Raw genomic sequence first — 21,376 nt, forward strand, 5'->3', positions numbered from 1 at the left:
CGGTGGTCGGCCGCCGGCTCACGGGAACCCGGTCGGCCGGCGGTCTTCGGCCGGTGCCCGTTCCGGGACGGGGCGGCACCGTGGGTCCGGCGTCAGCCCGAGGTGCGTGCAGCGGCCGCCAGCGCGGCGAACGCCGGCGTGTTCAGTGCCTCGGGCAGTTGGGCGTCCCACCGGGGCTGGGGCGGGACGCCCGTGCGCGGCCAGCCGTCGTGCCCCAGCACCCCGAACGCCGGCCGCGTGGCGGGCCGTGGAAAGGCCACGGCGCCGACGGGGCGGATCCGTTCGGGGTCGAGACCGCCGAGCCGGAAGGTCTCCCTGGCCAGTCCGTACCAGGTGGTGTGGCCGGTCGCCGTGCCGTGGTAGACGCCCGCCGGCGCGCGGCCGGCGAGGGCCGCGCGGCCGAGCGCGGCCAGCTGGCGGGCGAGCGCACGGGACCAGGTCGGCTGCCCGTGCTGGTCCGCGACCACGTCCAGCGTCTCGCGTCGGCCGGCGAGTTCGAGCATCGTGGTCACGAAGTTGCGTCCGTGCGTCCCGTACAGCCAGGCGGTGCGCACCGTGTAGCCGGTGTCGGGCAGGAGTTCGGCCACCGCGCGCTCCCCTGCCAGCTTGCTCCGGCCGTAGGCGTTGACGGGGGCGGTCGGCGCGCCCTCGGCGTAAGGGTCCTCGGCGTCGCCGGGGAAGACGTAGTCGGTGGAGACGTGCAGCAGGACCGCCCCGCTGTCCGCGCAGGCCCTCGCGAGATGGCGGACGCCGCTGCCGTTGACGGCGGTCGCCGCCTCCTCGGCGCGCTCGGCCGCGTCGACGTCCGTCCACGCCGCGCAGTTGACGACCACACGGTGTCCGTCGACGGCCGCGCGCACCGCGGCCGGGTCGGTGATGTCGAGCTGGTGCCGGGTCAGCCCGGTCACGTCGGCGCCGCGGTCGGCGGCGAGTTCCGTCAGCACGTCGCGGCCGAGCATCCCGCCCGCGCCGGTCACCAGCCAGTTCGTGGTCATCGCGGCTCCGCCGCGGCCTTCAGCGGCTCCCACCAGGACCGGTTCTCGCGGTACCACGCGACGGTGGCGGCCAGCCCTTCGGCGAAGGTGATCTGCGGCGCGTAGCCGAGTTCTTCGCGGATCTTTCCGTCGTCCAGTGAGTAGCGCAGGTCGTGGCCCTTGCGGTCGGGCACGTACTCGACCCGGTCCCAGTCCGCGCCGACGGCGTCGAGAAGCAGGCCGGTGAGCTTGTGGTTGCTGACCTCCGTCCCACCGCCGATGTGGTAGATCTCCCCGGCCCTCCCCCGGCGCAGGGCGAGGTCGATGCCGCGGCAGTGGTCGGAGACGTGCAGCCAGTCACGGATGTTGCGGCCGTCACCGTAGAGGGGGACGGACCTGCCGTCGATCAGGTTGGTGATGAACAGCGGGACGACCTTCTCGGGGAACTGGTGGGACCCGTAGTTGTTCGTGCACCGGGTGACGACCACATCCAGTCCGTGGGTGCGGTGGTAGGCGAGCACGAGGAGGTCGGCTGCGCTCTTGGAGGCGGAGTACGGGGAGTTGGGCGCGAGCGGCGACGTCTCGGTCCACGAGCCCTCGCTGATCGAGCCGTACACCTCGTCCGTGGAGACGTGCAGGAACCGCCCCACGCGATGGCGCAGCGCGGCGTCGAGCAGTACCTGGGTGCCGACGACGTTGGTGCGGACGAAGGGACCCGCCCCCTCGATCGACCGGTCCACGTGCGACTCGGCCGCGAAGTGCACGACTGCGTCGTGCCCCGCCATCACCTGGTCGACGACATCGGGATCGCAGATGTCACCGCGCACGAACCGGTAGCCGGGATGCCCGGCCACCGACGCAAGATTCGCCTCGACGCCGGAGTACGTGAGGCTGTCGAGGACCGTGACGCGCAGTGCGGGATCCGTCCGCAGCCGTTGCCGGACGTACTCCGAACCGATGAATCCGGCTCCGCCGGTCACAAGAACGCGCATGATTCTCCGATGCTGTTGCCGCCCGTCGTCGTCCCGGGCGTCCGGTGCTCTTTCCGACGAGCGTGGTGGAATGGCTGCGACGCCCCGGGCGCACGCGTGCGCACACCGTCGGGCGTGCCGGTTCCGCTGACTCGAATCCGCATGACGAGATCCACGCGAACGACGAAAGGTCCGCGGGGCGGGCATCGACCGAGGCCCTCCCGCCGCCCGCGTACTACGCCGTCGTCATCGCCGCCGTGTTCGTCTCCGAGTCGGTTCTCAGACGCCGCCGGTGGGCCAAGCACTCCTCGTAGGAGGGCAGGAGCCCCCGCCGCTCGGCTTCCGCGAGCGTGGGCGCGGCGGCGTCCTTCTCGGAGAGCTCCGGCGCGAGGTCCGGGGGCCACTCGATGGCCAGCGCAGGGTCGAAGGGGTTGACCCCGTGCTCACGGTGCGGCGCATAGCCCTCGGAGCAGAGATACACCACGGTGGCTCCCTCCTCCAGGGCCATGAAGGCGTGGCCCAGCCCTTCCGAGAGGTAGACGGCCCGGTGCTCCCGGTCGTCGAGCCGGACGGCCTCCCACTGTCCGAACGTCGGGGAACCGGTGCGGATGTCCACGACCACGTCGAGCACCGCCCCGCTGACGCAGGTGACGTACTTCGCCTGCCCGGGCGGGACCGACGCGTAGTGGATGCCGCGAAGCGTGCCGCGCACCGAACGGGAGCAGTTCGCCTGCTCCAGCCGGAGAGTGTGGCCGGTCAGCTCCCGGAACCGGTCGGCCCGGAACCACTCGTGGAAACGGCCCCTTCGGTCGGTGAGGACGCGGGGGGTGTCCGCCCAGGCCCCTTCGATGCCAAGTGGTCTCATGTCGTCCGTTCCTTCCGCGCGTGCGGGTGTGCCGGCTGCCGCGTCCCTCCGTCAGGGCGTCGGGACCGGCTCCGTCCGCAGCGGCTCGTACGTGTGGGTCCCGCTGCCGCGCTGGGGCATGAGGGTGCACGGCGCCTCGTCCAGCAGGCCGAGCAGGTACTGGCCGTAGCCGCTCTTGAGCAGTGGCCGGGCCAGGGAGCGGAGCCGGTCGTCGTCGATCAGCCCGGCCCGCCAGACCGCTTCCTCGACACAGCCGATCTTGAAGCCCTGACGCTCCTCGATGACCCGGACGAACTCCGAAGCCTGGACCATCGACGCGAGGGTGCCCGTGTCCAGCCAGGCGGTGCCGCGGTCGAGCTTCGTGACCTGGAGCTCACCGGCCGCCAGATAGGCGCGGTTGACGTCGGTGATCTCCAACTCGCCCCGTTCGCTGGGCCGCAGGCCGCGGGCGATCTCCACGACACGGTTGTCGTAGAAGTACAGGCCGGGCACCGCGTACCGGGACTTGGGCCGGGCCGGCTTCCTCGATCGACAGGGCCCGGCCGTGCTCGTCGAACTCGACCCGTAGGCCGAGGGGTTGGCGACCTGGTACGCGAACACCCGGCCCCCGATCGTGTTCGCGCAGTGGGCCAGCCGGGTGCCGAGGCCGCTGCCGTGGAAGATGTTGTCACCCAGGATGAGTGCGACCGGCTCGTCCTCGATGAACTCCGCGCCCAGTACGAAGGCCTGGGCGATGCCCTCCGGTCGTTCCTGCACGGCGTAGGTGATCCGCAGTCCCAGCCGGCTGCCGTCGTCGAGCAGCCGTTGGAACTGCTCCTGCTGATCCGGGGTCGTGATGACGAGGATTTCACCGACCCCCGCCATCACCAATGTGGACAGCGGGTAATAGACCATCGGTTTGTCGAACACCGGGAGCAGTTGCTTGGACACCGAACGGGTCAGCGGCCACAGCCCCGAACCTCTGCCCCCAGCCAGCAGAATTCCACGCATGGGGCAACCGTAAGGGCCCCTGCCTCACAGACTTGGATGCGGCATGCGGCTGTTGCGCAAGACGAGGGCTGACAACACGAGGAGTTCGGCTCGACGGCGGGCCCGCGCACGACGGTCAGACGCGGGTCGGTCCGGCGACCGCCTCGGCCAGCAGACGGCGCCCGGCCGGGGTGGCAAGGACGCCGCGGAGGGCGGTGTCCCTTACGGTCCGGGCGGGTGCCGAGCGCAGGACCCAGGCTCGGGTGGCGAGGTCGGTGCGGGCGAGCACGCCCACCGCGTCGGAGCGCCGTGCGCGGCGCCAGGCCGTGAGCCCGTCCGCGGACGGGCCGGCGCGGGCGGTCGCGTCGGGCAGGACGGCGGCGAGGGAGACGGCGTCACGCAGGCCCAGGTTGAGTCCCTGGCCGCCGACCGGACTGCACACATGGGCGGCGTCTCCGATCAGGAGCACCCGCCGGCTTCGGTGGTGCACGGCGAGGCGCCGCTGTGTGCGGAAGGTGCTCGTCCAGCGGCATTCGCGGACCGTGGCCGTCCACCCCCGGGCCGCCGCTTCGGCTGCCAGAGCCTCCGTGCCGTCCGTGTCGCCCGGCCGCGGGCCGTGGGGCAGGTGCAGCACCACCCGAGCCCAGCCCTCGAGGTGCATCGGCAGCACCACGAGCAGCCCGCGTGGCCCGCCGATCATGTGGACCCTCCCGGGGTCCAGTGACGGATCCTCCACCCGAAGGTCGGCGAGCTGCCAGGTGCCGGGATAGGTCCGGCCGCGAAACGCCGCACCGGCCAGGGCGCGCAGAGTGCTCGACGCTCCGTCGGCCGCCACCACCCAGCGGGCGCGCAGCGGATCGAGGGCGTCCGACAGCACGGTGACACCGCCGGCGTCCTCCTCGGCCGATCGGACCGCCGCGGAACGGTGCACGCGCACACCGGCGCGCCCGGCCTCCTCGGCGAGCAGGCCCTCGGTCGCGCACTGCGGAACGGTCAGGATGTACGGGTACGGGGAGCTCAGCCGTGCCAGACCGAAGCCGCCGAGCCTGCGGCTCTGCGACCACATCTCGACCGCGTCCACGCGCCTGCCGAGCGGATGCAGCGACTCGGCCAGCCCACTCGGCGCGAGGGCCTCCAGGGTCCTCGCGTGCAGGTCCGTCGCCCGGGACTCGGTAACCGGCCCCGGACGGCGTTCCAGCACGACCACGCCCAGACCCGCCCGGGCCAGCAGCAGTGCGGCGCTCAGTCCGACGGGCCCCGCCCCCACGACCACCACATCAGTGTCAACCCCCATATCCGGCACTCTAGTCGGAACCGGATCAGGCCCGGAGTGGTCGGCCGTACGGGACCGTCCGGGGTGGAGTGCGGCGGCGTTTCCCGCCGCCGCACGGCAACCGGCAGGGACGCGGACGCACCCTGCGGGACCCGTGCCCAGACCCGTACCCGCGCATCGGGCACCCGCCGGGCGGCGCTCCACGCTCCCGGGCGGCGCGGAAACGGTCCCCGGCGGATGATGGGAGGAGGACGACGCGGCCGCAGGCCGTCTCGTGTGCGTGCGTGCCGGCGGCAGGATGGCGAGGGAGGTGTCCGTCATGGGCGATGTGACGGGCGCGAGCGACATCGACCGGGCCGTGAAGGCCAAGCACCGGGCGATGTGGGCGCTGGGCGACTACTCGGCGGTGGCGGACCAGCTGATCCCGGCCCTGGGCAGGACGCTGGTGGACGCCTGCGGCATACGCCCTGGGACGCGGGTCCTGGACGTGGCGGCAGGTACCGGCAACGCCGCGATCCCGGCGGCAATGGCCGGGGCCGATGTCGTCGCATCGGATCTGACGCCCGAACTCCTCGATGTGGGCAGGCTGATCGCGGGGAGACTCGGCGTCGAACTCGAATGGCGCGAGGCCGACGCGGAAGCGCTGCCCTTCGGCGACGGCGTCTTCGACACCGTCATGTCCTGCGTGGGAGTCATGTTCGCACCGCACCACCAGGCCGGCGCGGACGAGATGCTGCGAGTCTGCCGGCCCGGGGGCACGATCGGGCTGCTCAACTGGACCCCCGAGGGCTTCATCGGCCGCATGTTCGCGACGATGAAGCCGTACGCTCCCCCACCACCGCCCGGCGCGCAGCCCCCGCCGCTGTGGGGCGTCGAGGACCATGTGCGGGCTCTGCTCGGTGAGCGGGTCGTCGCGGTGGAAGCTCGCCGGGACACCGTACGCGTGGACCGGTTCACGACCCCCGAGGAGTTCCGCGACTACTTCAAGAAGAACTACGGGCCCACGATCGCGGTCTACCGCAACATCGCCGACGATCCCGAACGCGTCGCCGGCCTGGACCGGGAACTGGCCGCCCTCGCACGCGAGCACGCCTCCCCCACCGGCGCCGCCGACGACGGCTCCGGCATGGCCATGGACTGGGAGTATCTGCTGCTGACCGCGCGCCGCCGCTGACGCGTGACGCGGTCTCGAGCATGCCCGGCCCCCGTGGTCGGACCGACCGCCCCCTGGTCAGGACGACCGGCCCCGGTCTCCGCGTCGCAGCCGCGCCGCAAGATGGTGCTGCAGCGGCCGTCCGACCGCCGCGAGGTCGTGGACGAAGTCGAGCGTCGCAACGTCGGTCAGGGTGTAGCGGCGCCGGGTGGCGGTGACCTCCTTGGCCGTGGGGGTCAGCGCGACCTGATGGGTGGTGAGGTCGAGGGTGCCCTGGTCCACGCGACCGACCAGGATCTCCGCGATACCGGTGGGCTGGGTGATCAGTGCTTCCACGCGCCCCTCGGGCTGCACCCGCCACCATCCGCTCTCCCGGGCCGCGGGCCTGAGCGGGTCTTCGTCCGCGTCCAGCAGCCATGCGCGAGCCTCGTAGCGGAGGAACGGCCGTCCGTCATGGCTGAAGGTGACCTCCTGTCCGTACGTGAACTCCTCTGCGAGCGTCGGGTACCCGCCGCGCCCCCGCCCGGTCCAGGCCCCCAGGAACCCGATCAGCGGCGCGAGCAGGGGATGCGGCTCGGGCGCCTCGTCCGGTCGAAGGGCATCGGGATACGGGGGCTGCTGGACGGGCTCGAACGCCATGCGTGCTCCTGAGGTGGGGCGGGTACCGGGGGCAGCCTATGGGCTGTGCGCCTTTCGATCCTCGACGGAGAGGCGGCGTCCTCCAGGGGCCGCCGTCGGGCCTCGCGACGACGGTGGACGGTTCCACCGGCTCTCACACCGATTGCCCACGGGCCCGGCCGTGATGGAGTCCCCGCGCAACCCGGCCGGCCGGCTGCCTCCCCGCGGGCCCGCGATCAGCCGTGGAGTCCGGGGCCGTTGGGGCCGAGCGCTCCTCGGATCCGGCCGAGCCACTCCGCGCCCAGCCGGCGCCCGTTCGGGAGTTGGTCGTCCCGGTCCCAGCGCCATGTTGTGATCATCGCCAGCACGAGGATCCGGCACTCGCGCAGCAGGTCCTGATCGACACCCGGGTAGTGCGCGCCGACTTCTTCGGGCGCATGGGCGAGGTCGAACTCGACGGGCCCGCGGCAACACGTCTCGAGGTCTGTGAACAGCAGCCCGTTCCTCGTGGAGAGCACGTTGCCGGGGTGGGGCTCGCCGTGCAGCAGCTGCTCGGTGCCGCCGCGTTCGCCGATCGCCCGGCTGAGGCGGCGCAGCGTGTCGCCGAGCAGATCCCGGTCGGCGTCGGCGAGCGCCGGAGACCGCTCGCGGTCCGCCACGAGTCGTCGGGCCTGCTCGACCCGGTCCGTGAATCGCGGCGTCGGGACGTCGACCGTGCGCATGCCGGCATGCAGCCGCTCGAGCGCGTGGGCGTACTCGGCTGGTGAGACCTGCCGAGTCGGCACGGGTTCGTAGTAGGTCCACAGCGTGACCACGAAGCCGTCTCGCTCATGGACGCGTGGCTCCGCACGCGGGTCGAGGGCGGCCACCGGGCACCCGGATTCGGCGAGCCGCCGGGCAAGCTCGACTTCGAGGTGTGCGACGTGATGCGCCGCAGGCGCCACCCGGGCGAGGACGTCGCACGGCAGAAGACGCAGAGTGAGCTTGTTCGAGTCTTGGATAACGATCGCGTCATCGGCCGTGAGGCCGAGTGATGAGGCCGTCGACACGGCCGCGGCCACCGCCCGCGGAACCTCTGACGCCTGCATCGTCGTCGCGTGACCTCTCTCCCGGGCGCTGCCATGTCCTTCCCTGCGGCGGCGCAACCCGGGCACCTTATCTCGCCGTTGAGGGCGAGCCAGGGCGATTTGACGGGCGAGGAGCGGCCCAACCGGCGATTCGCGCCTGGGGCTTCCCCTGCGCCCCTTCGGCTTCTGGGCCGACAACCGGCGGACGGCGCAGCCCGATTCGGTCGCCCCGCGCCGACCGGGGCTCCCTCGTGCCCGGCCCGCGGCATCACGGGCGGATCCCCGGCCGCAGATCCTCCAGTCGCGCGAGAGCGTCCCGGGCCGACTCCCGCTCCTCGGCGGTGAGGTGGATCGCCGCGGCTTCGGCGAGTGCGGACAGCGCCGTCTCCTCGTCGGCGAGGCGCCCCGCGACGTCCGCGCGCAGTACGAGGAGCCGAAGGAGTTCGACGGGTGCCGGCCGCTCGTCCCCGAGGCGCAGCGCGCGGTCGATGACCTTCGCCGCGCCCGCCGGATCCTCTTTGGAGTCCGCGAGGAGGGAGGCGTGGTGCAGGGCCTTGGCGAAGGTCCCGTCGGGCGGGCGCCGGTGGCTCTGGTCGTCGCTCGTCTTCCGGCCGATGCGGATGCAGTTGCCGCCCGGATCGGTCATGAGGAACTGCCGCACGCCGTACGACGTGTCCTTCAGCGGTCCGATGCGCGGCAGCCCACGGGTCGGGATCCTTCCGTACGCCTCCTTGAGGCCGGCCCGGAATGCCTCGTACAGCCCGTCGACGTCGTCGGTCAGGACCTAGCACGTGCTCACCGACTCGGCGGGCTCGTGCCGTTTGATCCCAAAGAACTGGAGTTCGATGCCGCCCCGCTCGACGACCGCGTAGGGCCTGGGGCTCCGCTGCCGGAAGGTCACCTCGAATCCGAGAGCGGTGTAGAAGTCGAGAACGGGCTCGATGGTCCGGCACGGCAGGATCGGAATGGTCCTCTCGTTCACGCCCCCACTCTAATCAAAGTTGACTAGAAAGGGGACCCGGTGTGTTCGCCGTATGTGAAGGGGGCCGGTCGCGCCTGCGGTCCTCGCCTCCGCGGCAGCCCCGTCCGACGCGCGCCGCGCCCGCGGCGCGTTCCGCGGGTACGGCGCGGGCGGCCTGCCGTCAGAGGTTGTAGCCGCCGGCGACCTCGATGTTCTGGGCGGTGATCCAGCGGCCCTCCTCGGAGAGCAGCGTGGCGATCACCATGCCGATGTCGTCGGGTTCGCCGACCCGGCCGAGCGCCGTCTTCGCGGCGATGGCCGGGATCACCTCGGGAAACCGCTCGAAGGCGTCGTCGGCGAGGCGGGTCCGCGTCGCGCCCGGTGCGATGGCGTTGACGCGGATGCCGCGCTTGCTGAACTCCTTGGCCATGTAGCGGGTCAGCACCATGAGCCCGCCCTTCATCGAGGCGTAGGCCGAGTAGCCCTCCTCCATGCCGGACTCCATCGCGGAGTTGCTGGTCGTGTTGACGATGGCACCGCCGTCCTCCATGAGCGGCAGCAGCCTCTGCGTCAGGAAGTACGGCCCCTTGAGCAGGACCCGGGCGAACTTGTCGAACAGTTCCTCGGTCGTGTCCTCGAACATCGCCATCTGCGCGAAGCCGGCGTTGTTGACCAGGTAGTCGAACGTGTCGCGCTGCCAGGTCTCGCGGAGCGCGGTCACGACGGAGTCGCGGAAGGCAGGAAAGCCGCCGCTCCGGCCCACGTCCAGGGGCAGCGCGACGGCCGCGCCCCCCAGCTCCTCGATCGCCGCGACCGTGTCCAGGGCGCCCTGCCTGTTGGTGCCGTAGGTCAGGATCACTCCGGTGCCGCGCTTCGCGAGCTGCAACGCCGCGCTCTGCCCGATACCCGAACTGGCGCCGGTGACGATGGCGACCTCCATGATGTGCCTCCTGTGCATTAGTGGAGCCGTCCAGCTCCGCCTGGTGGTGCGACTTCTCCATGGAAGCACTCTGACCTGCACCAACAGAAGAATGATCCTCTCTCGCCCTTGCACAATCCTGTCGCCTTGAGGAGACACGGCTGTCCTGCCGCGTTCTCCGGGTGCTTCAATGAAGGCATGCTTCTGGATGAGCTCCGTACGCTGCTGACCCGGCATGCGCGGGCCGACTGGACCACCGGTCTCGACGGCGTACTCGTCTCGAGGGTCGACCGGGCCGACCCGCCGACGCCGTCGATGTCGGGAACCGTCCTCGCGGTCATCGCCCAGGGCGCAAAGCGCCTCGCGCTCGGCGACCGGGTGTACGAGTACCACGCCGGCCAGTACCTCGTGGCCTCGGTCGACCTGCCGGTCACCGGCAACTTCGTCGGGGCGAGCCCGGATCGTCCGGCGTTGGGTTTCGGCCTGACGCTGGAACCGCCGGCCATCGCCGATCTGCTGCTGCGGACGGCTTCCGGAACGGCGCCGCGGAGCACCAGGGCGTCGACCGGCCTCGCCGTGAGCGATGCCTCCGACGAGCTTCTCGACGCCGTGGTGAGGCTGTTGCGCCTGCTGGACCGGCCACGCGACATCGACGTACTCGCACCGCTCTACAAGAAGGAGATCCTGTGGCGGCTGATCACCGGCCCCCAGGGGGCGATGATCCGTCAGATCGGTCTGGCCGACAGCAATCTCACGCACATCGCGCGAGCCGTGCGGTGGATCCGCGAGAACTACGCCACGTCCTTCAGGGTGGAGGACGTGGCACAGTTCATCGGGATGAGCCCGTCCGCCTTCTACCGCAACTTCCAGGCCGTCACGGCCATGAGCCCCATCCAGTTCCAGAAGCAGATCCGGCTCCAGGAGGCCCGGCTGCTGCTGGCCGCGCGCCCCAAGGACGTCGCGAGCGTCGGCCACAGCGTGGGCTACGACAGCCCTTCGCAGTTCAGCCGGGAGTACCGCCGCCTCTTCGGGGCACCGCCCAGCCAGGACGTGACCGTGCTGCACGGCGCAGCCGTGCCGTAGCCGCGACCCGGGCGGTCAGCGGGTGCGCACTGCCGTCACCGTGAAACGCTCGACCGCGGCCACGTGTCCTCCGGTGGACGCGACCACGGTGAGCACGGGGTCACTCGCCCCGGAGAAGGGGACCGTCACCTTCCAGGGCTGGTTGTCGCCGCCTGCGGGGGTGCAGCACTTGGAGGTGCCCAACGGCGCGTCGGACGACGGCTGGAGCACCTGGACGTTGATGCTCTCGTCGACACCGGTGATCCGGCCGCCGGTCGGCAGCGGGGAGCGCACGAGCGCCCCGTACGCGGGCGTGGTGAGGGAGAACGTCGTGTCGTCGGTGCCGACGACCTCCCAGGGCGCGTCCGGGCCGGTGCCGAACCGCACCAGGTGGATCACCGCGGCGGTGCCGCTCTCCGGCCCCGTGGGGGCCACACCGACTCGGGCGTGCCTGCCGCTCACCTTGCTCGATGTGACCCTGTCGATCTCCTTGAAGCCGAGATGGTCACGGGTGAACGAGAGTGCCGTCCGATCCGGATCGAGGTGCCACGACTGGTGGCCGCCCGCACGGTAGGAACGCTCCCACGCCTCGGCCTGCGCGAGCGTGGTGAAGGGCCACAGCGGCTGGAGGGCCCACGAGCCCAGCGGTGGTGTGCCGTTGGGGGTCTGTGTGGGCGCGGTGGGGGTCTGCGACGAAGCCGAGGGGTCCGGCGTCGGGGACGACGGTGCGGACGTCGTCGGCGTCGGCGCGGGCGTGCCCGGCGCGGCGGACATCGAACCCGATGCGCTCGGGGAGCCGGCGGAGCCGCTGCAGCCGATCAGGGCCAGCGCGGCCGCGGTCGCCGCGGCGAAGTGCCGTAACGGCAGCCAGGTATTCATACGTGCGCCCCAGGAGTGGTGGAGCCGGTCACGAACCGGTGTGTACCGCCATGGTGCCACCAGTTCCGTCCGCGTCACAGGAACTCGTCGCACGAACAGCCACCGTGGATGGCCGACGCGCTGGCTCGGGACGTTCCCGGGCCGGCCCGGCCGCCGCCCCCCGCGACGTGCAACTTCCTGGGCGCCGTGCTCTGCTGGAGACATGCACGGCCGGCTTCGCGCGCTGCCGCAGGCAGGTGCCCCTCATGGGGGAAGCCCCGTCGGCGGCGGTGCCGGGCGGCTCCGGGACGACGGGCGAGAGGTCCGGACCGCCCCGGTCACCAGGGCGCCGGCCGTCGTGCGCCTGGAGGGGACGCCGCGGTCCCGAGGGCTGCCCTGCGGGACACCGGCGGTCGGAGAATCCGGACAGGTGATCGAGGGGTGACTCCACGCCCGGTGCACACCCGTGCTCCGGCGCGCCGGCCGCACCGGAGAACGGTGGCGTGCTCGGCGCACGACCGGGAAGGCCATCTTCATGACTGTCTACGTCGTCACCATTCCCGGCACGTTCCTCAAGGAGCCGTCCGCTTCGGCCCGTACGGAGCTCGTGCGGGCTCTCCGGCCGGCCGACCCGCGCACCACCGAATTCGGGGCTGCCGAGGACCTCGACATCCTCACGTTCTATCCGGACTCCACCGCCTTCAGCCTCCGCCTCGAGGTCGAGGCCCACGACAACGCCTCCGCCGAGGCCAGGGCCCGCCAGCTCGCCACGGACGCCCTCAGGTCGGTGGGAATCCCCGAGGAGGAAGTACCCCTCGGGCAGCCGGTGATCACCGGTATCGACGCGGATTAGGCACGGCGGCGGGCGCTGCCGCGTCCGGGCGCATGGGGCGTCGGGCCTCCCGGGGTTCAGAGGTCGAGGACCACTTCGCCCTTCGGCCGGCTGCAGCAGGTCAGCACGGAGCCGGCCTCGGGAGGCTCGAGCGGTGACGGGGCGTAGGTGACGTCACCCGATACGAGCGGCGTGACACAGGTGTGGCAGACGCCGGTGCGGCAGGACCAGCGCGTGGGGATGTCGCAGGCCTCGGCGAGTTCGAGCAGCGATGCGCGGGCGGGTGACCAGGGTGTGGTGATGCCGCTGCGGGCGAAGGTGACGAGCGGGCCGGTGCCCGGAGGGCCGGTCGGCCGGTGGGGGCGCACCGCGGCGGTGGGTGTGACGCCGGGGTTGACGGCGGCGAGAGCGCTGAAGGCCTCGGTGTGGATGCGCTCGGGAGCCAGTCCGTACTCCTGCAGGTGGGATTCGAGGGCGTGCATGAAGGCGGCCGGTCCGCAGAGGTACGCGTCGGCGTCATGGGGGATGCCCAGCTCGGCCGGCGAGCCTGCGGTCATGCGGCCGTGCCGGATGCGGGGCTCGCCGGGCCGAGTGGCCGGGGCGCCGGGTGCCGTGTAGTAGATGCACTCGTGCCCGTGGGCGAGTCGGGCGACGAGTGCGTGGGCCTCGTCCGCGAAGACGTGATGTGCTCGGTCGCGGGCCGTGTGGATCCACCACACCGGGCGCTGATCGCGTGCGGTGGCGAGTCGGTGGAGCATGGCGAGCACGGGCGTGGCCCCGATGCCTGCGGAGACGAGGAGGACGGGGCCGGTCCCGTCCTCCAGGACGAAGGTTCCCCGGGGGCTTGCGACGTCGACGAGGTCCCCAGGGCGGAGGCCGGAGTGCAGATAGCTGCTGACCTGCCCGTGGGGCTCTCGTTTCACACTGATGCGGTAGGTCCCGGCGCCGGGGGCGGAGGACAGGGAGTAACTCCGCACCGTGGGTGCGGCGTTGCCCGTGGTGGCCAGCCGGAGTGAGAGGTACTGGCCGGGCCGGGCCGGCGGGAGCGGCGTAGCGTCGGTGCTGTCGAGGTAGATCGAGGAGACGGCGGGGGTCTCGGGGACGATACGGGCGACGCGCAGGGTCCTGAACCCCGGCCACGCGAGCTCCTGGTCGGGCTCCCGGGCGGTGGCGAGTTCACGGAACGACTTCTGCCATCCGGGGCTGAGGGCGGGAATGTCGAGCGCTCTGCGCAGCAGGGCTGGGTCGCGGTCGGGGAGGTAGAGCAGCGCGTCGGTGTCGGCGACGGTGAGCTCCTCCGGGCCCCGGCGGAGGAGGGTGATCGCATCACCGGCCTCGACGCGCCCTTCGCTGAGGACACGCAGGTAGAACCCGGGGCGGTGGTGGGCGACCAGCAGTGACGCCATGGCGGGCTCACCGAGCCTCATGCCAACCCGGTAGCAGGTGACGCGCGGTTGGGTGACCTCGAACTCGGCTTCGCCGATGCGGTACCGGTCGCCGATGCACACGTCGTCGTCCGGCATGCCGTCGACGGTGAAGTTCTCTCCGAAGATCCCGAACGTCAGGTCGTCCCGGCCGAGTTGTTCCCGCCAGTGGCAGTATGAGTCCGACTGGTAGACGAGGACGGCGCGCATCTCGCCGCCGTGGCCGGCGAGGTCTCCCTGGCCGTCGCCGTCGATGTTCAGCCGCCGCACCGTCCTCGCGCCCCGCACGGGAGCCTTCCAGGCGCCGGTGTGGACGGTCCTTCCCTGCCAGGAGACGTCCTTGGGGGTGCCTACGTTGACGGACAGCAGCGTTGCCATCGCGGTTCTCCTGCGTGAGGACTCGCCGGTCGGCAGGTGTCACGGCGCCGGCGTGCACTGCGGCCGATCCTAGTTCTCGGGGGTGTTCGTCGCCATTTGCCGACCGACTGGGCCGGGCCGGCCGGACTCCGGGCTGCCGGAGGGCCCGGGTCGGGGCGGACACGCTCACAGGGCACGGCGGCCGGGCTCGCTCCCGGCCGCTGCCGGGCGGAGGGTTGAAACGGGACGCCCGCCCCGATCGACTCGCAGGCGGGAGAGGCCGCGTCGACTCACGGACCCGAGAGCGCACGTCCCGCCCGCCCGGACGGCCTGTGTGGCAGCCGCCCCGCGCATCACCCGGACCACATAACCATCAACATCATGTTGACAGGTTAGCCAAGACGTGCTCGACTTGCCCTGTAACCATTCACTTCACACAAAGGGGTTAGACATGATCCCCTCGGTTCACCACCGCACCGCCACCGTCGACGGACTCGAGGTCTTCTACCGGGAGGCCGGCGACCCCCAGGCGCCGGCCGTGGTGCTGCTCCACGGCTTCCCCACCAGCTCGCACATGTTCCGCCACCTGATTCCGGCGCTCGCCGACCGCTACCACGTCATCGCACCCGACCACATCGGCTTCGGCCAGTCCGCGATGCCCTCCCTGGCGGACTTTCCGTACACCTTCGACGCGCTCACCCGGATCACTTCCGGCCTGCTCCGGCGGCTGGAGGTCGACCGCTTCGCGATGTACGTCCAGGACTACGGCGCGCCCATCGGCTGGCGGCTCGCGCTCCAGGCCCCGGACCGCGTCACGGCGATCGTCAGCCAGAACGGCAACGCCTACGAGGACGGCTTCGTCAAACCCTTCTGGGACGCCGCGTTCGCCTACGCGCAGAGCCCCGGGCCCGACACCGAAGGCCCGATGCGCAGCGCTCTGACCTCGGAGATCACCCGTTGGCAGTATGTGAACGGCGTCGCCGACCCCAGCCTCGTCAGTCCGGACAACTGGCTGCACGACCAGGCTCTCCTGGACCGTCCCGGCAACGACGAGATCCAGCTCAAGCTGTTCCGCGACTACCCCACCAACGTGGACCTGTACCCGCAGGTGCACCGGTACTTCCGGGACTCCCGGGTGCCCTTGCTCGCGGTCTGGGGCGCCAACGACGAGATCTTCGGCCCCGCGGGAGCGGAGGCATTCGGGCGCGACCTTCCCCAGGCCGAGATCCATCTGCTCGACTCCGGCCACTTCGCCCTGGAGAGCCACCTTCCGGACATCGCGGAGCTCATGCGCGACTTCCTCGGCCGCGCGCTCTCCTGACGCGTCCCCTCCCCGCCGTACGGCGCCGCGCCGTACGGCGGCTCTGGCGCGGGCTCCCTGAAGTGGCGCTGTTGCGGGCCCCCTGACCAGGGTGGAAGGTGAAATGCAGGCCGCCCGGGAGAGGACGGTCCCGCCGGACCGCTGCCGCACGCCGTTCGGAAGGCTGCGGGCCGATCGGGGCGGCTCTCCGGCCGGCCCCGCCCCTGAAGGAGCGCTCATGCAGCAGGACAAGCATCCGGACTACAGCCCCGTGGTGTTCCGCGACCGCGCGGCCGGCTACGCCTTCCTCACTCGGTCGACGGCGACGAGCGACCAGACGATCGAGTGGGACGACGGCGAGACCTACCCGGTCGTGGACGTGGAGATCTCCTCGGAGAGCCACCCCTTCTACACGGGCAAGGCCCGGACCGTGGACTCGGAGGGCCGTATCGCCCAGTTCGAACGCCGCTACGGCGGTGACGCGCCCGGCGCCGGGACGGGCGGCTGACCGAGCTCCCCGGCAGCGGCCCGGCCGCCCCACCGCGACAGGGGTTCAGCGCGGGACCAGGGTCGTCTCGGTGGCCTTGACGCTGGTCCACACCGTCGTCCCGTCGGCGAGACCTAGTTCGGCGGCGGCCTGCGGAGTGATCTCGGCAACCAGGTCGGGAGCGGCTTCCGAGGTGACGAGGACCCGGAGCCGGCTGCCGCTGGCGGTGATCTCGCGGACGGTGCCGGGCCACACGTTGCGAGGACTGCCGGACGGGCGCTCCGGGTGCAGTGAGACGGCTTCGGGAGCGATGATCGCGAGGGCGTCGGTGCCGGGCGGCAGGGGGTCGGAGACGACGAGGGTGCCCCCTTCGGAGAGCCGGAGCCCGTGGGGCGTGGTGGTGCCCGGCCAGGCGTTGCGGCCGAGCATGCGGGCGACCCAGGGAGAGCGGGGGTGGCGGGTCACCTCCGCCGGGGGTGCGTCCTGAAGGGCGCGGCCGTCGTCCAGTACGAGGACGCGGTCGGCCAGGGCGACCGCCTCGACGGGGTCGTGGGTGACGATGAGGCAGACGCCGCCGAAGCCGTCGAGGTGGTGGCGGAGGGTGTGCCGGACGCGGGCGCGGGTGGTCTGGTCGAGGGCGGCGAGCGGCTCGTCGAGAAGCAGGGCCCGGGGACGTGCGGCGAGGGCGCGGGCGAGGGCTACGCGCTGGGCCTGGCCGCCGGAGAGCTGGGCGGGTCTGCGGTGTGCGAGGTGGCCGACGCCGAGCCGGTCGAGCCACTCCTGGGCCTCACGGCGCGCCTCGGCCCGGGGAGTGCCGTGTGCGCGCAGCCCGTAGGCCGTGTTCGCGAGGGCCGTGAGGTGCGGGAAGAGCGCGCCGTCCTGCGGAACCCAGGCAACACCCCTGTGGTGGGGCGGCAGTTCGGTGACGTCGGTGTCGCCCAGCGTGAGTCGGGCGTGAGCGCGGGTGGTGAGGCCGAGCAGAGCACGCAGGAGGGTGGTCTTGCCGGCGCCGTTGGGACCGACGACGGCGATGGTGGTGCCGGGTTCGGCGTCGAGCGTCAACTGGTTGAAGCCGGTGACGTGGGCGTGCAGGGGCCAGCGCTCCCGATGCTCCGCCGGGGAGGAGGTGACCCGGGGAGCGTCGGCGGGGTCGGCCGCGGCCGCCACGGGCTTCGTGGCGCGCTCGCGGGCCGTGGGCGTACCGCTCCAGCGGCCCCTGAGCGCGATCAGCACCAGCATGGCGATGGCGAGCAGCAACAGCGAGACGGAGGTGGCGGCCTCGGGCGCTTCCTGCAGGAGCAGGTACACCTGGAGGGGCAGGGTCTGTGTGGTGCCGGGGAGATTGCCCGCGAAGGTGATGGTGGCGCCGAACTCACCGAGGGCCCGGGCCCAGGTGAGGGCGGCTCCCGCGATGAGTCCGGGCGCGACCATGGGCAGGGTCACGGTGAAGAACACCCGCACGGGTGAGGCACCGAGGGACGCCGCCGTCTCCTCGTAGCGCGGCCGCAGACCGCCGAGGGCCCCTTCCAGGCTGATCACCAGGAACGGCATGGCGACGAAGGTGGCCGCGAGCACCGCGCCCGAGGTGTGGAACGGCAGGGTGATGCCGAACCAGTCCTCCAGGTACGGCCCCAGAAGGCCCCGCCGGCCGAAGGCGAGCAGCAGCGCGACGCCGCCGACCGTCGGCGGCAGCACCATGGGCAGCAGGACCAGGGAGCGCACGAACGCCTTGCCGCGGAACGGAACGCGGGCCAGGAGCCATGCGAGCGGCACCCCCAGCAGCAGGGACAGCCCGAGCGCCCAGAACGAGACGAGGAGGGAGAGGCGCAGGGCCTCGACGGTGCCTGGGGCGGTCAGGTGGCCGGCGAGTCCGTCCCACGGAGTGCGGGCGAGGACGCCGACGAGGGGCAGCAGCAGGAACGCCACGGCGAGCAGGGCCGGAACCGTCAGCGCGAGTGGTGTGCGGGAGCTGCGGCCTGTGCGGCGGCGGGGCTGTTGCATCGGCGTGGTCCTGGGGCGAGTCGGTGGGCGCCGGGTGAGGGGCTGTTGCCCGAGGGGTGACACGGGGCGGCCCCTCACGACGGCTCTTGTGATCAGGGCTGCTGGAAACCGGCGTCCCGCAGGATCTTCTGCGCCTCGGGCGAGGAGAGCCATGCCACGAACTCCGCCGCGGCCTCGGCGTTCTTCGAGGTCTTCAGGGTGGCGGCCGGGTACTCGGCGATGGCGTTCTGCGCGTCGGGGATCTCGACGGCGTCGATCTTGTCCGGTGCGGTGGTGGCGTCGGTCCTGTAGACGATCCCGGCGTCGGCCTCGCCGAGCTCGACCTTGCTCAGCACCGCGCGCACGTTGGGCTCCTGCGAGACCGGCTTCACGGTGATCTTCCGGGCGTCCAGGATCTTCTTGCTGTAGCGCCCCACCGGGACCTCGGGTGCGGCGAGCACGACCTTCAGCCGGGGATCGGCGAGGTCCTCGAGGTCGTCGATCCCGTCCGGGTTGCCCTCGGCGGTGGCGATGACGAGCCGGTTCCTGGCGATGATCTCCGGCGTACCGGTGTCGGCCTTGAGGCCGCCCATGGTCCTGGTGTCGGCGGTGACCAGGGCGTCGGCGGGAGCTCCCTGCTTCACCTGCGCGGCGAGCTCCTGCGATCCGGCGAAGGAGAACGTGATTCCGGTGCCGGGGTGGGACTTCTCGTAGGCGGCACCGGCGGTCTTGAAGACATCGGTGAGGGAGGCTGCCGCGAGCACCGTGAGGTCGGCCCTGGCCGCACCGGAGGCGGAGGATGCGGGCTCGGCACCGATGTCGGAGTTCGCGGTGCCGTTGCCGCACGCGGTCAGCGGCACGAGGAGGGCTGCCGTCAGGGCTGCGGCGGCGGCGCGGCGGCGGGGGAAGTCGAGCGACATGTGGCTGGGGCTCCCGGAGGACGAGATCGGCACGATGGCCGACTGACGGTCGTGATGAGCCGCGCCGGGACGGCGACGCCGCTGGGGTGCGCAGGGGTCAGGTGCGGTCGATGTGCACGCTGGTCGACTTCACACGTGCGGTGGCCTGCATGCCGACCTCGAGTTTCAGTTCCTCGACGGCCTCCCTGGTCAGCAGGGACACCAGACGGTGCGGGCCCGCCTGGATCTCCACCTGCGCGGCGACGTCGCCGAGTTTCACGGCGGTGACGATGCCGGGGAACGCGTTTCGGGCGGAGGTGTAGGAGGCGTCCACCTCACCGTCGCCGGACTGTGCGAGCTCGACGGAGAAGGCGGCCAGGTCCCGGCCGTCGATGAGACGCCGCCCGCCCTCGTCGCGATGGGTCGCGATCCGGCCGGCGTCCGCCCAGCGGCGTGCGGTGTCGGGGCTGACGCCGAGCAGCCGTGCCGCCTGTCCGATGGTGTAGGACTGCATACGCGCCACCGTAGAGCTCTCCAGCTCTTATCTGCAAACCATTCGTCGCTTCTTCACGGCATCTGCGGTATCTGCTGGAGGAATGCACGACGACGCGGCACGCCAGCACAGCACGGCCGCCGGGAGCCATGGCCCGGCCGCTCGACGGGCCCCTGGATTCAGCCGGCGAGAGGGCCGTGGCCGGCCGGTACCGCCTCCTCGGGCTCGACCGGCCCGGGTGGCGTGCCGTCGCCGAAGGGTGTGCCGCCGAGCGGCGCGCGGTCGTGCGGCTCGAGCCAGTTCGCCAGGTCCGGTCCGGCCGGCACGACTCCGGTGGGATTGATGTCGCGATGGACCAGGTAGTAGTGCCGCTTGATGTGGTCGAAGTCCACCGTGTCGCCGAAGCCCGGTGTCTGGAACAGGTCTCGCGCGTACGCCCACAGCACCGGCGCCTCCGACAGCTTCCGGCGGTTGCACTTGAAGTGGCCGTGGTAGACGGCGTCGAAGCGCACCAGAGTGGTGAAAAGCCGTACGTCGGCCTCGGTGATCGTGTCGCCGACGAGGTAGCGGGAGCCCTCCAGCCGGTCCGAGAGCCAGTCGAGGCGGGCAAAGAGGCGCTCGTACGCGGCGTCGTACGCCTTCTGCGAGCCGGCGAATCCGGCCCGGTAGACCCCGTTGTTCACGTCCTTGTAGACGACCTCGTTCACCGCGTCGATCTCGGGGCGCAGCGCCGGCGGGTACAGCGCGGGGGCCCCTGGGCGGTGGAGCGGCGTCCACTCGAGGGACATGTCGATCGTGATCTGCGCGAAGTCGTTGGTCACCACCTTGCCGGTCGTCACGTCGACGATCGCCGGGACCGTGATGCCCCGTTCGTACCCGGGGTGGCGGGCGAGGTACGCGTCCCGGAGCCGTTCGATGCCGAGGACCGGGTCGCGCCTGCCGGGGTCGAGGTCGAAGGTCCAGCTGCGCTCGTCGTGCGTGGGCCCGGCGATGGCCATGGGCAGCGCCCGCTCGAGGCCGAGGAGCCTGCGTACGATCACCGCGCGACTGGCCCACGGACAGGCGCGGCTCACCACCAGACGGTAGCGGCCCGCCTCCACCGGGAAGCCGTCGCGTCCGTCGGCGGTGATCCTCGTGGTGATGTACCGGCTGTCGCGCGCGTACTCCCCGCCGGGGTTCACATAGCTCATCTGATCGCCCTACCCGTCAGCCGCGGGGCCGAACGCTCCCGCGACTGCGGACGGGTGGGACACGCGGTGGAGGACGGCGAGAAGGTGCACGCGCAACGGGCGGCCGCCGCCGTGCAGCAAGGGCAGCCGGCATCGCCCCGCGACCGGTACGGGCGGCCGCCGCCTTGCGGACGGCACGGCAGCCGGCCCGCCCGGACGCACGCCCCTCCCCCGCGCACCGGGCCGTGACGCGGCCGCCGGCTCCCCTGTGACGCGCCTGTGACAGTCGACGGACATCACGGTGAAACCAGCCCCGCAACCTATCTGGAAAGAGGGCAAAACGCACTCTTCGGGCATATGCCCCTCTGCTTCCGAGGGTGTGAGCAGTGAGGACCAAGCCGATTCCGCCGGAGGAAATCCCATGAGCCTCACCCTCACCACCCCCGACGTCGAGACCCCCGTCCTGGCCCCGCGCGAGCGCGAGACCCTGCGACATATCGCGGCAGGCCGCACCTATGTACAGACCGCCCGCCACATGGGCCTGTCCAAGCACACCGTCGACGCCTATCTCCGGCGGATCCGGGCCAAGCTCGACATCAACACCACCGCCGAACTCACCCGACTGGCCATCTCCCTCGGCCTCTGAGGTCACGCCCCACGAGAGGGCACCCCCTCCTTCGAGGGGACGACGACCGGGCGGCGCGACACCCGCGGCCGCCCGGCACCGATCCGGCCGGACGCCGGA

The 21,376-nt window shown here is 71.8% G+C and carries 20 protein-coding genes and 1 pseudogene; 6 read left to right on the plus strand and 15 right to left on the minus strand.

Annotation, left to right across the window (positions count from 1 at the left end; genetic code table 11):
• Positions 1-92: 92 nt before the first annotated feature.
• The 5 genes from rfbD to BLT82_RS25660 form a co-directional block, all read right to left on the minus strand.
• Complete coding sequence (gene rfbD / locus BLT82_RS25640) at positions 93-995, minus strand: dTDP-4-dehydrorhamnose reductase (RefSeq protein ID WP_093658868.1); 903 nt, start codon at positions 993-995, stop codon at positions 93-95.
• Positions 992-1,966, minus strand: a complete 975-nt coding sequence (rfbB, locus tag BLT82_RS25645) for a dTDP-glucose 4,6-dehydratase (protein ID WP_093658870.1) — start codon at positions 1,964-1,966, stop codon at positions 992-994. Before rfbB ends, rfbD begins: the two co-directional genes overlap by 4 nt.
• A 214-nt stretch (positions 1,967-2,180) precedes the next feature.
• Complete coding sequence (locus tag BLT82_RS25650; protein WP_093658872.1) at positions 2,181-2,810, minus strand: dTDP-4-dehydrorhamnose 3,5-epimerase family protein; 630 nt, start codon at positions 2,808-2,810, stop codon at positions 2,181-2,183.
• Between the two features lie 51 nt (positions 2,811-2,861).
• On the minus strand, positions 2,862-3,800 hold the full coding sequence (rfbA, locus tag BLT82_RS25655) for a glucose-1-phosphate thymidylyltransferase RfbA (protein WP_093658874.1): 939 nt from the start codon (positions 3,798-3,800) through the stop codon (positions 2,862-2,864).
• 115 nt (positions 3,801-3,915) lie between these two features.
• Positions 3,916-5,073 carry an FAD-dependent oxidoreductase gene (locus BLT82_RS25660; protein ID WP_167746084.1) on the minus strand — a complete coding sequence of 386 codons (1,158 nt, stop codon included), beginning with the start codon at positions 5,071-5,073 and terminating at the stop codon, positions 3,916-3,918.
• Positions 5,074-5,371: 298 nt separating this feature from the next.
• On the opposite strand from BLT82_RS25660, the gene BLT82_RS25665 reads away from it, so the two are divergent.
• Positions 5,372-6,226 carry a class I SAM-dependent methyltransferase gene (locus BLT82_RS25665; protein WP_093658878.1) on the plus strand — a complete coding sequence of 285 codons (855 nt, stop codon included), beginning with the start codon at positions 5,372-5,374 and terminating at the stop codon, positions 6,224-6,226.
• A 57-nt stretch (positions 6,227-6,283) separates the two neighbouring features.
• Here BLT82_RS25665 and BLT82_RS25670 read toward each other — a convergent pair whose 3' ends face one another.
• The 4 genes and pseudogenes from BLT82_RS25670 to BLT82_RS25685 all read right to left on the minus strand — a co-directional run bounded on the left by BLT82_RS25670 (position 6,284) and on the right by BLT82_RS25685 (position 9,791).
• Positions 6,284-6,844, minus strand: a complete 561-nt coding sequence (locus BLT82_RS25670) for a nitrobindin family protein (protein WP_093658880.1) — start codon at positions 6,842-6,844, stop codon at positions 6,284-6,286.
• A gap of 215 nt (positions 6,845-7,059) precedes the next feature.
• Positions 7,060-7,911, minus strand: coding sequence for a phosphotransferase (locus BLT82_RS25675; protein ID WP_093658882.1), 852 nt, complete (start codon positions 7,909-7,911; stop codon positions 7,060-7,062).
• 247 nt (positions 7,912-8,158) lie between these two features.
• A pseudogene (locus tag BLT82_RS25680) lies at positions 8,159-8,872 on the minus strand (bleomycin resistance protein).
• Between the two features lie 160 nt (positions 8,873-9,032).
• Positions 9,033-9,791, minus strand: coding sequence for an SDR family NAD(P)-dependent oxidoreductase (locus BLT82_RS25685; protein WP_093658884.1), 759 nt, complete (start codon positions 9,789-9,791; stop codon positions 9,033-9,035).
• Positions 9,792-9,968: 177 nt separating this feature from the next.
• Here BLT82_RS25685 and BLT82_RS25690 point away from each other — a divergent pair, with 177 nt between their 5' ends.
• Positions 9,969-10,853 carry an AraC family transcriptional regulator gene (locus tag BLT82_RS25690; RefSeq protein ID WP_093658886.1) on the plus strand — a complete coding sequence of 295 codons (885 nt, stop codon included), beginning with the start codon at positions 9,969-9,971 and terminating at the stop codon, positions 10,851-10,853.
• A gap of 15 nt (positions 10,854-10,868) precedes the next feature.
• Here BLT82_RS25690 and BLT82_RS25695 read toward each other — a convergent pair whose 3' ends face one another.
• On the minus strand, positions 10,869-11,711 hold the full coding sequence (locus tag BLT82_RS25695) for a hypothetical protein (RefSeq protein ID WP_093658888.1): 843 nt from the start codon (positions 11,709-11,711) through the stop codon (positions 10,869-10,871).
• Positions 11,712-12,225: 514 nt separating this feature from the next.
• On the opposite strand from BLT82_RS25695, the gene BLT82_RS25700 reads away from it, so the two are divergent.
• Entirely contained in the window at positions 12,226-12,543 is a 318-nt protein-coding gene (locus BLT82_RS25700; RefSeq protein ID WP_093658964.1) for a hypothetical protein, read from the plus strand.
• A 56-nt stretch (positions 12,544-12,599) separates the two neighbouring features.
• Here BLT82_RS25700 and BLT82_RS25705 read toward each other — a convergent pair whose 3' ends face one another.
• Positions 12,600-14,324: an MOSC and FAD-binding oxidoreductase domain-containing protein gene (locus BLT82_RS25705; RefSeq protein WP_093658890.1), complete on the minus strand. Its 1,725-nt coding sequence runs from the start codon at positions 14,322-14,324 to the stop codon at positions 12,600-12,602.
• Positions 14,325-14,754: 430 nt separating this feature from the next.
• Here BLT82_RS25705 and BLT82_RS25710 point away from each other — a divergent pair, with 430 nt between their 5' ends.
• Positions 14,755-15,624: an alpha/beta fold hydrolase gene (locus BLT82_RS25710; RefSeq protein WP_093658892.1), complete on the plus strand. Its 870-nt coding sequence runs from the start codon at positions 14,755-14,757 to the stop codon at positions 15,622-15,624.
• A 217-nt stretch (positions 15,625-15,841) separates the two neighbouring features.
• On the plus strand, positions 15,842-16,111 hold the full coding sequence (locus BLT82_RS25715; RefSeq protein ID WP_093658894.1) for a type B 50S ribosomal protein L31: 270 nt from the start codon (positions 15,842-15,844) through the stop codon (positions 16,109-16,111).
• A gap of 45 nt (positions 16,112-16,156) precedes the next feature.
• Here the strand turns inward: BLT82_RS25715 and BLT82_RS25720 are convergent, their stop codons facing one another.
• The 4 genes from BLT82_RS25720 to BLT82_RS25735 form a co-directional block, all read right to left on the minus strand.
• A complete protein-coding gene (locus BLT82_RS25720; RefSeq protein WP_093658896.1) occupies positions 16,157-18,091 on the minus strand; it encodes an ABC transporter permease in 1,935 nt (644 codons plus the stop codon).
• A 92-nt stretch (positions 18,092-18,183) separates the two neighbouring features.
• Positions 18,184-18,990: a molybdate ABC transporter substrate-binding protein gene (modA, locus tag BLT82_RS25725; RefSeq protein WP_093658898.1), complete on the minus strand. Its 807-nt coding sequence runs from the start codon at positions 18,988-18,990 to the stop codon at positions 18,184-18,186.
• 97 nt (positions 18,991-19,087) lie between these two features.
• A complete protein-coding gene (locus BLT82_RS25730) occupies positions 19,088-19,483 on the minus strand; it encodes a TOBE domain-containing protein (protein ID WP_093658900.1) in 396 nt (131 codons plus the stop codon).
• A gap of 158 nt (positions 19,484-19,641) precedes the next feature.
• The gene (locus tag BLT82_RS25735) at positions 19,642-20,652 is read right to left on the minus strand and encodes a glutathione S-transferase family protein (protein ID WP_167746085.1); all 1,011 of its coding nucleotides are present in this window, start codon (positions 20,650-20,652) and stop codon (positions 19,642-19,644) included.
• 400 nt (positions 20,653-21,052) lie between these two features.
• Between BLT82_RS25735 and BLT82_RS25740 the strand changes: the two genes are divergently transcribed.
• Positions 21,053-21,277, plus strand: a complete 225-nt coding sequence (locus BLT82_RS25740; protein ID WP_093658904.1) for a response regulator transcription factor — start codon at positions 21,053-21,055, stop codon at positions 21,275-21,277.
• The last annotated feature ends 99 nt before the right edge of the window (positions 21,278-21,376 follow it).

Origin of the sequence: Streptomyces wuyuanensis (assembly GCF_900103455.1) — a bacterium.
In the GTDB taxonomy this organism is placed as follows: domain Bacteria; phylum Actinomycetota; class Actinomycetes; order Streptomycetales; family Streptomycetaceae; genus Streptomyces; species Streptomyces wuyuanensis.

Coding starts and splice junctions, on each gene's coding strand:
- BLT82_RS25710 (WP_093658892.1), top strand. CDS start 14,755: ATGATCCCCTCGGTTCACCACCGCACCGCCACCGTCGACGGACTCGAG.
- BLT82_RS25685 (WP_093658884.1), bottom strand. CDS start 9,791: ATGGAGGTCGCCATCGTCACCGGCGCCAGTTCGGGTATCGGGCAGAGC.
- BLT82_RS25650 (WP_093658872.1), bottom strand. CDS start 2,810: ATGAGACCACTTGGCATCGAAGGGGCCTGGGCGGACACCCCCCGCGTC.
- BLT82_RS25720 (WP_093658896.1), bottom strand. CDS start 18,091: ATGCAACAGCCCCGCCGCCGCACAGGCCGCAGCTCCCGCACACCACTC.
- rfbB (WP_093658870.1), bottom strand. CDS start 1,966: ATGCGCGTTCTTGTGACCGGCGGAGCCGGATTCATCGGTTCGGAGTAC.
- BLT82_RS25695 (WP_093658888.1), bottom strand. CDS start 11,711: ATGAATACCTGGCTGCCGTTACGGCACTTCGCCGCGGCGACCGCGGCC.
- BLT82_RS25675 (WP_093658882.1), bottom strand. CDS start 7,911: ATGCAGGCGTCAGAGGTTCCGCGGGCGGTGGCCGCGGCCGTGTCGACG.
- BLT82_RS25715 (WP_093658894.1), top strand. CDS start 15,842: ATGCAGCAGGACAAGCATCCGGACTACAGCCCCGTGGTGTTCCGCGAC.
- rfbA (WP_093658874.1), bottom strand. CDS start 3,800: ATGCGTGGAATTCTGCTGGCTGGGGGCAGAGGTTCGGGGCTGTGGCCG.
- BLT82_RS25690 (WP_093658886.1), top strand. CDS start 9,969: ATGCTTCTGGATGAGCTCCGTACGCTGCTGACCCGGCATGCGCGGGCC.
- BLT82_RS25730 (WP_093658900.1), bottom strand. CDS start 19,483: ATGCAGTCCTACACCATCGGACAGGCGGCACGGCTGCTCGGCGTCAGC.
- BLT82_RS25660 (WP_167746084.1), bottom strand. CDS start 5,073: ATGGGGGTTGACACTGATGTGGTGGTCGTGGGGGCGGGGCCCGTCGGA.
- BLT82_RS25740 (WP_093658904.1), top strand. CDS start 21,053: ATGAGCCTCACCCTCACCACCCCCGACGTCGAGACCCCCGTCCTGGCC.
- BLT82_RS25735 (WP_167746085.1), bottom strand. CDS start 20,652: ATGAGCTATGTGAACCCCGGCGGGGAGTACGCGCGCGACAGCCGGTAC.
- BLT82_RS25705 (WP_093658890.1), bottom strand. CDS start 14,324: ATGGCAACGCTGCTGTCCGTCAACGTAGGCACCCCCAAGGACGTCTCC.
- BLT82_RS25665 (WP_093658878.1), top strand. CDS start 5,372: ATGGGCGATGTGACGGGCGCGAGCGACATCGACCGGGCCGTGAAGGCC.
- modA (WP_093658898.1), bottom strand. CDS start 18,990: ATGTCGCTCGACTTCCCCCGCCGCCGCGCCGCCGCCGCAGCCCTGACG.
- BLT82_RS25670 (WP_093658880.1), bottom strand. CDS start 6,844: ATGGCGTTCGAGCCCGTCCAGCAGCCCCCGTATCCCGATGCCCTTCGA.
- rfbD (WP_093658868.1), bottom strand. CDS start 995: ATGACCACGAACTGGCTGGTGACCGGCGCGGGCGGGATGCTCGGCCGC.
- BLT82_RS25700 (WP_093658964.1), top strand. CDS start 12,226: ATGACTGTCTACGTCGTCACCATTCCCGGCACGTTCCTCAAGGAGCCG.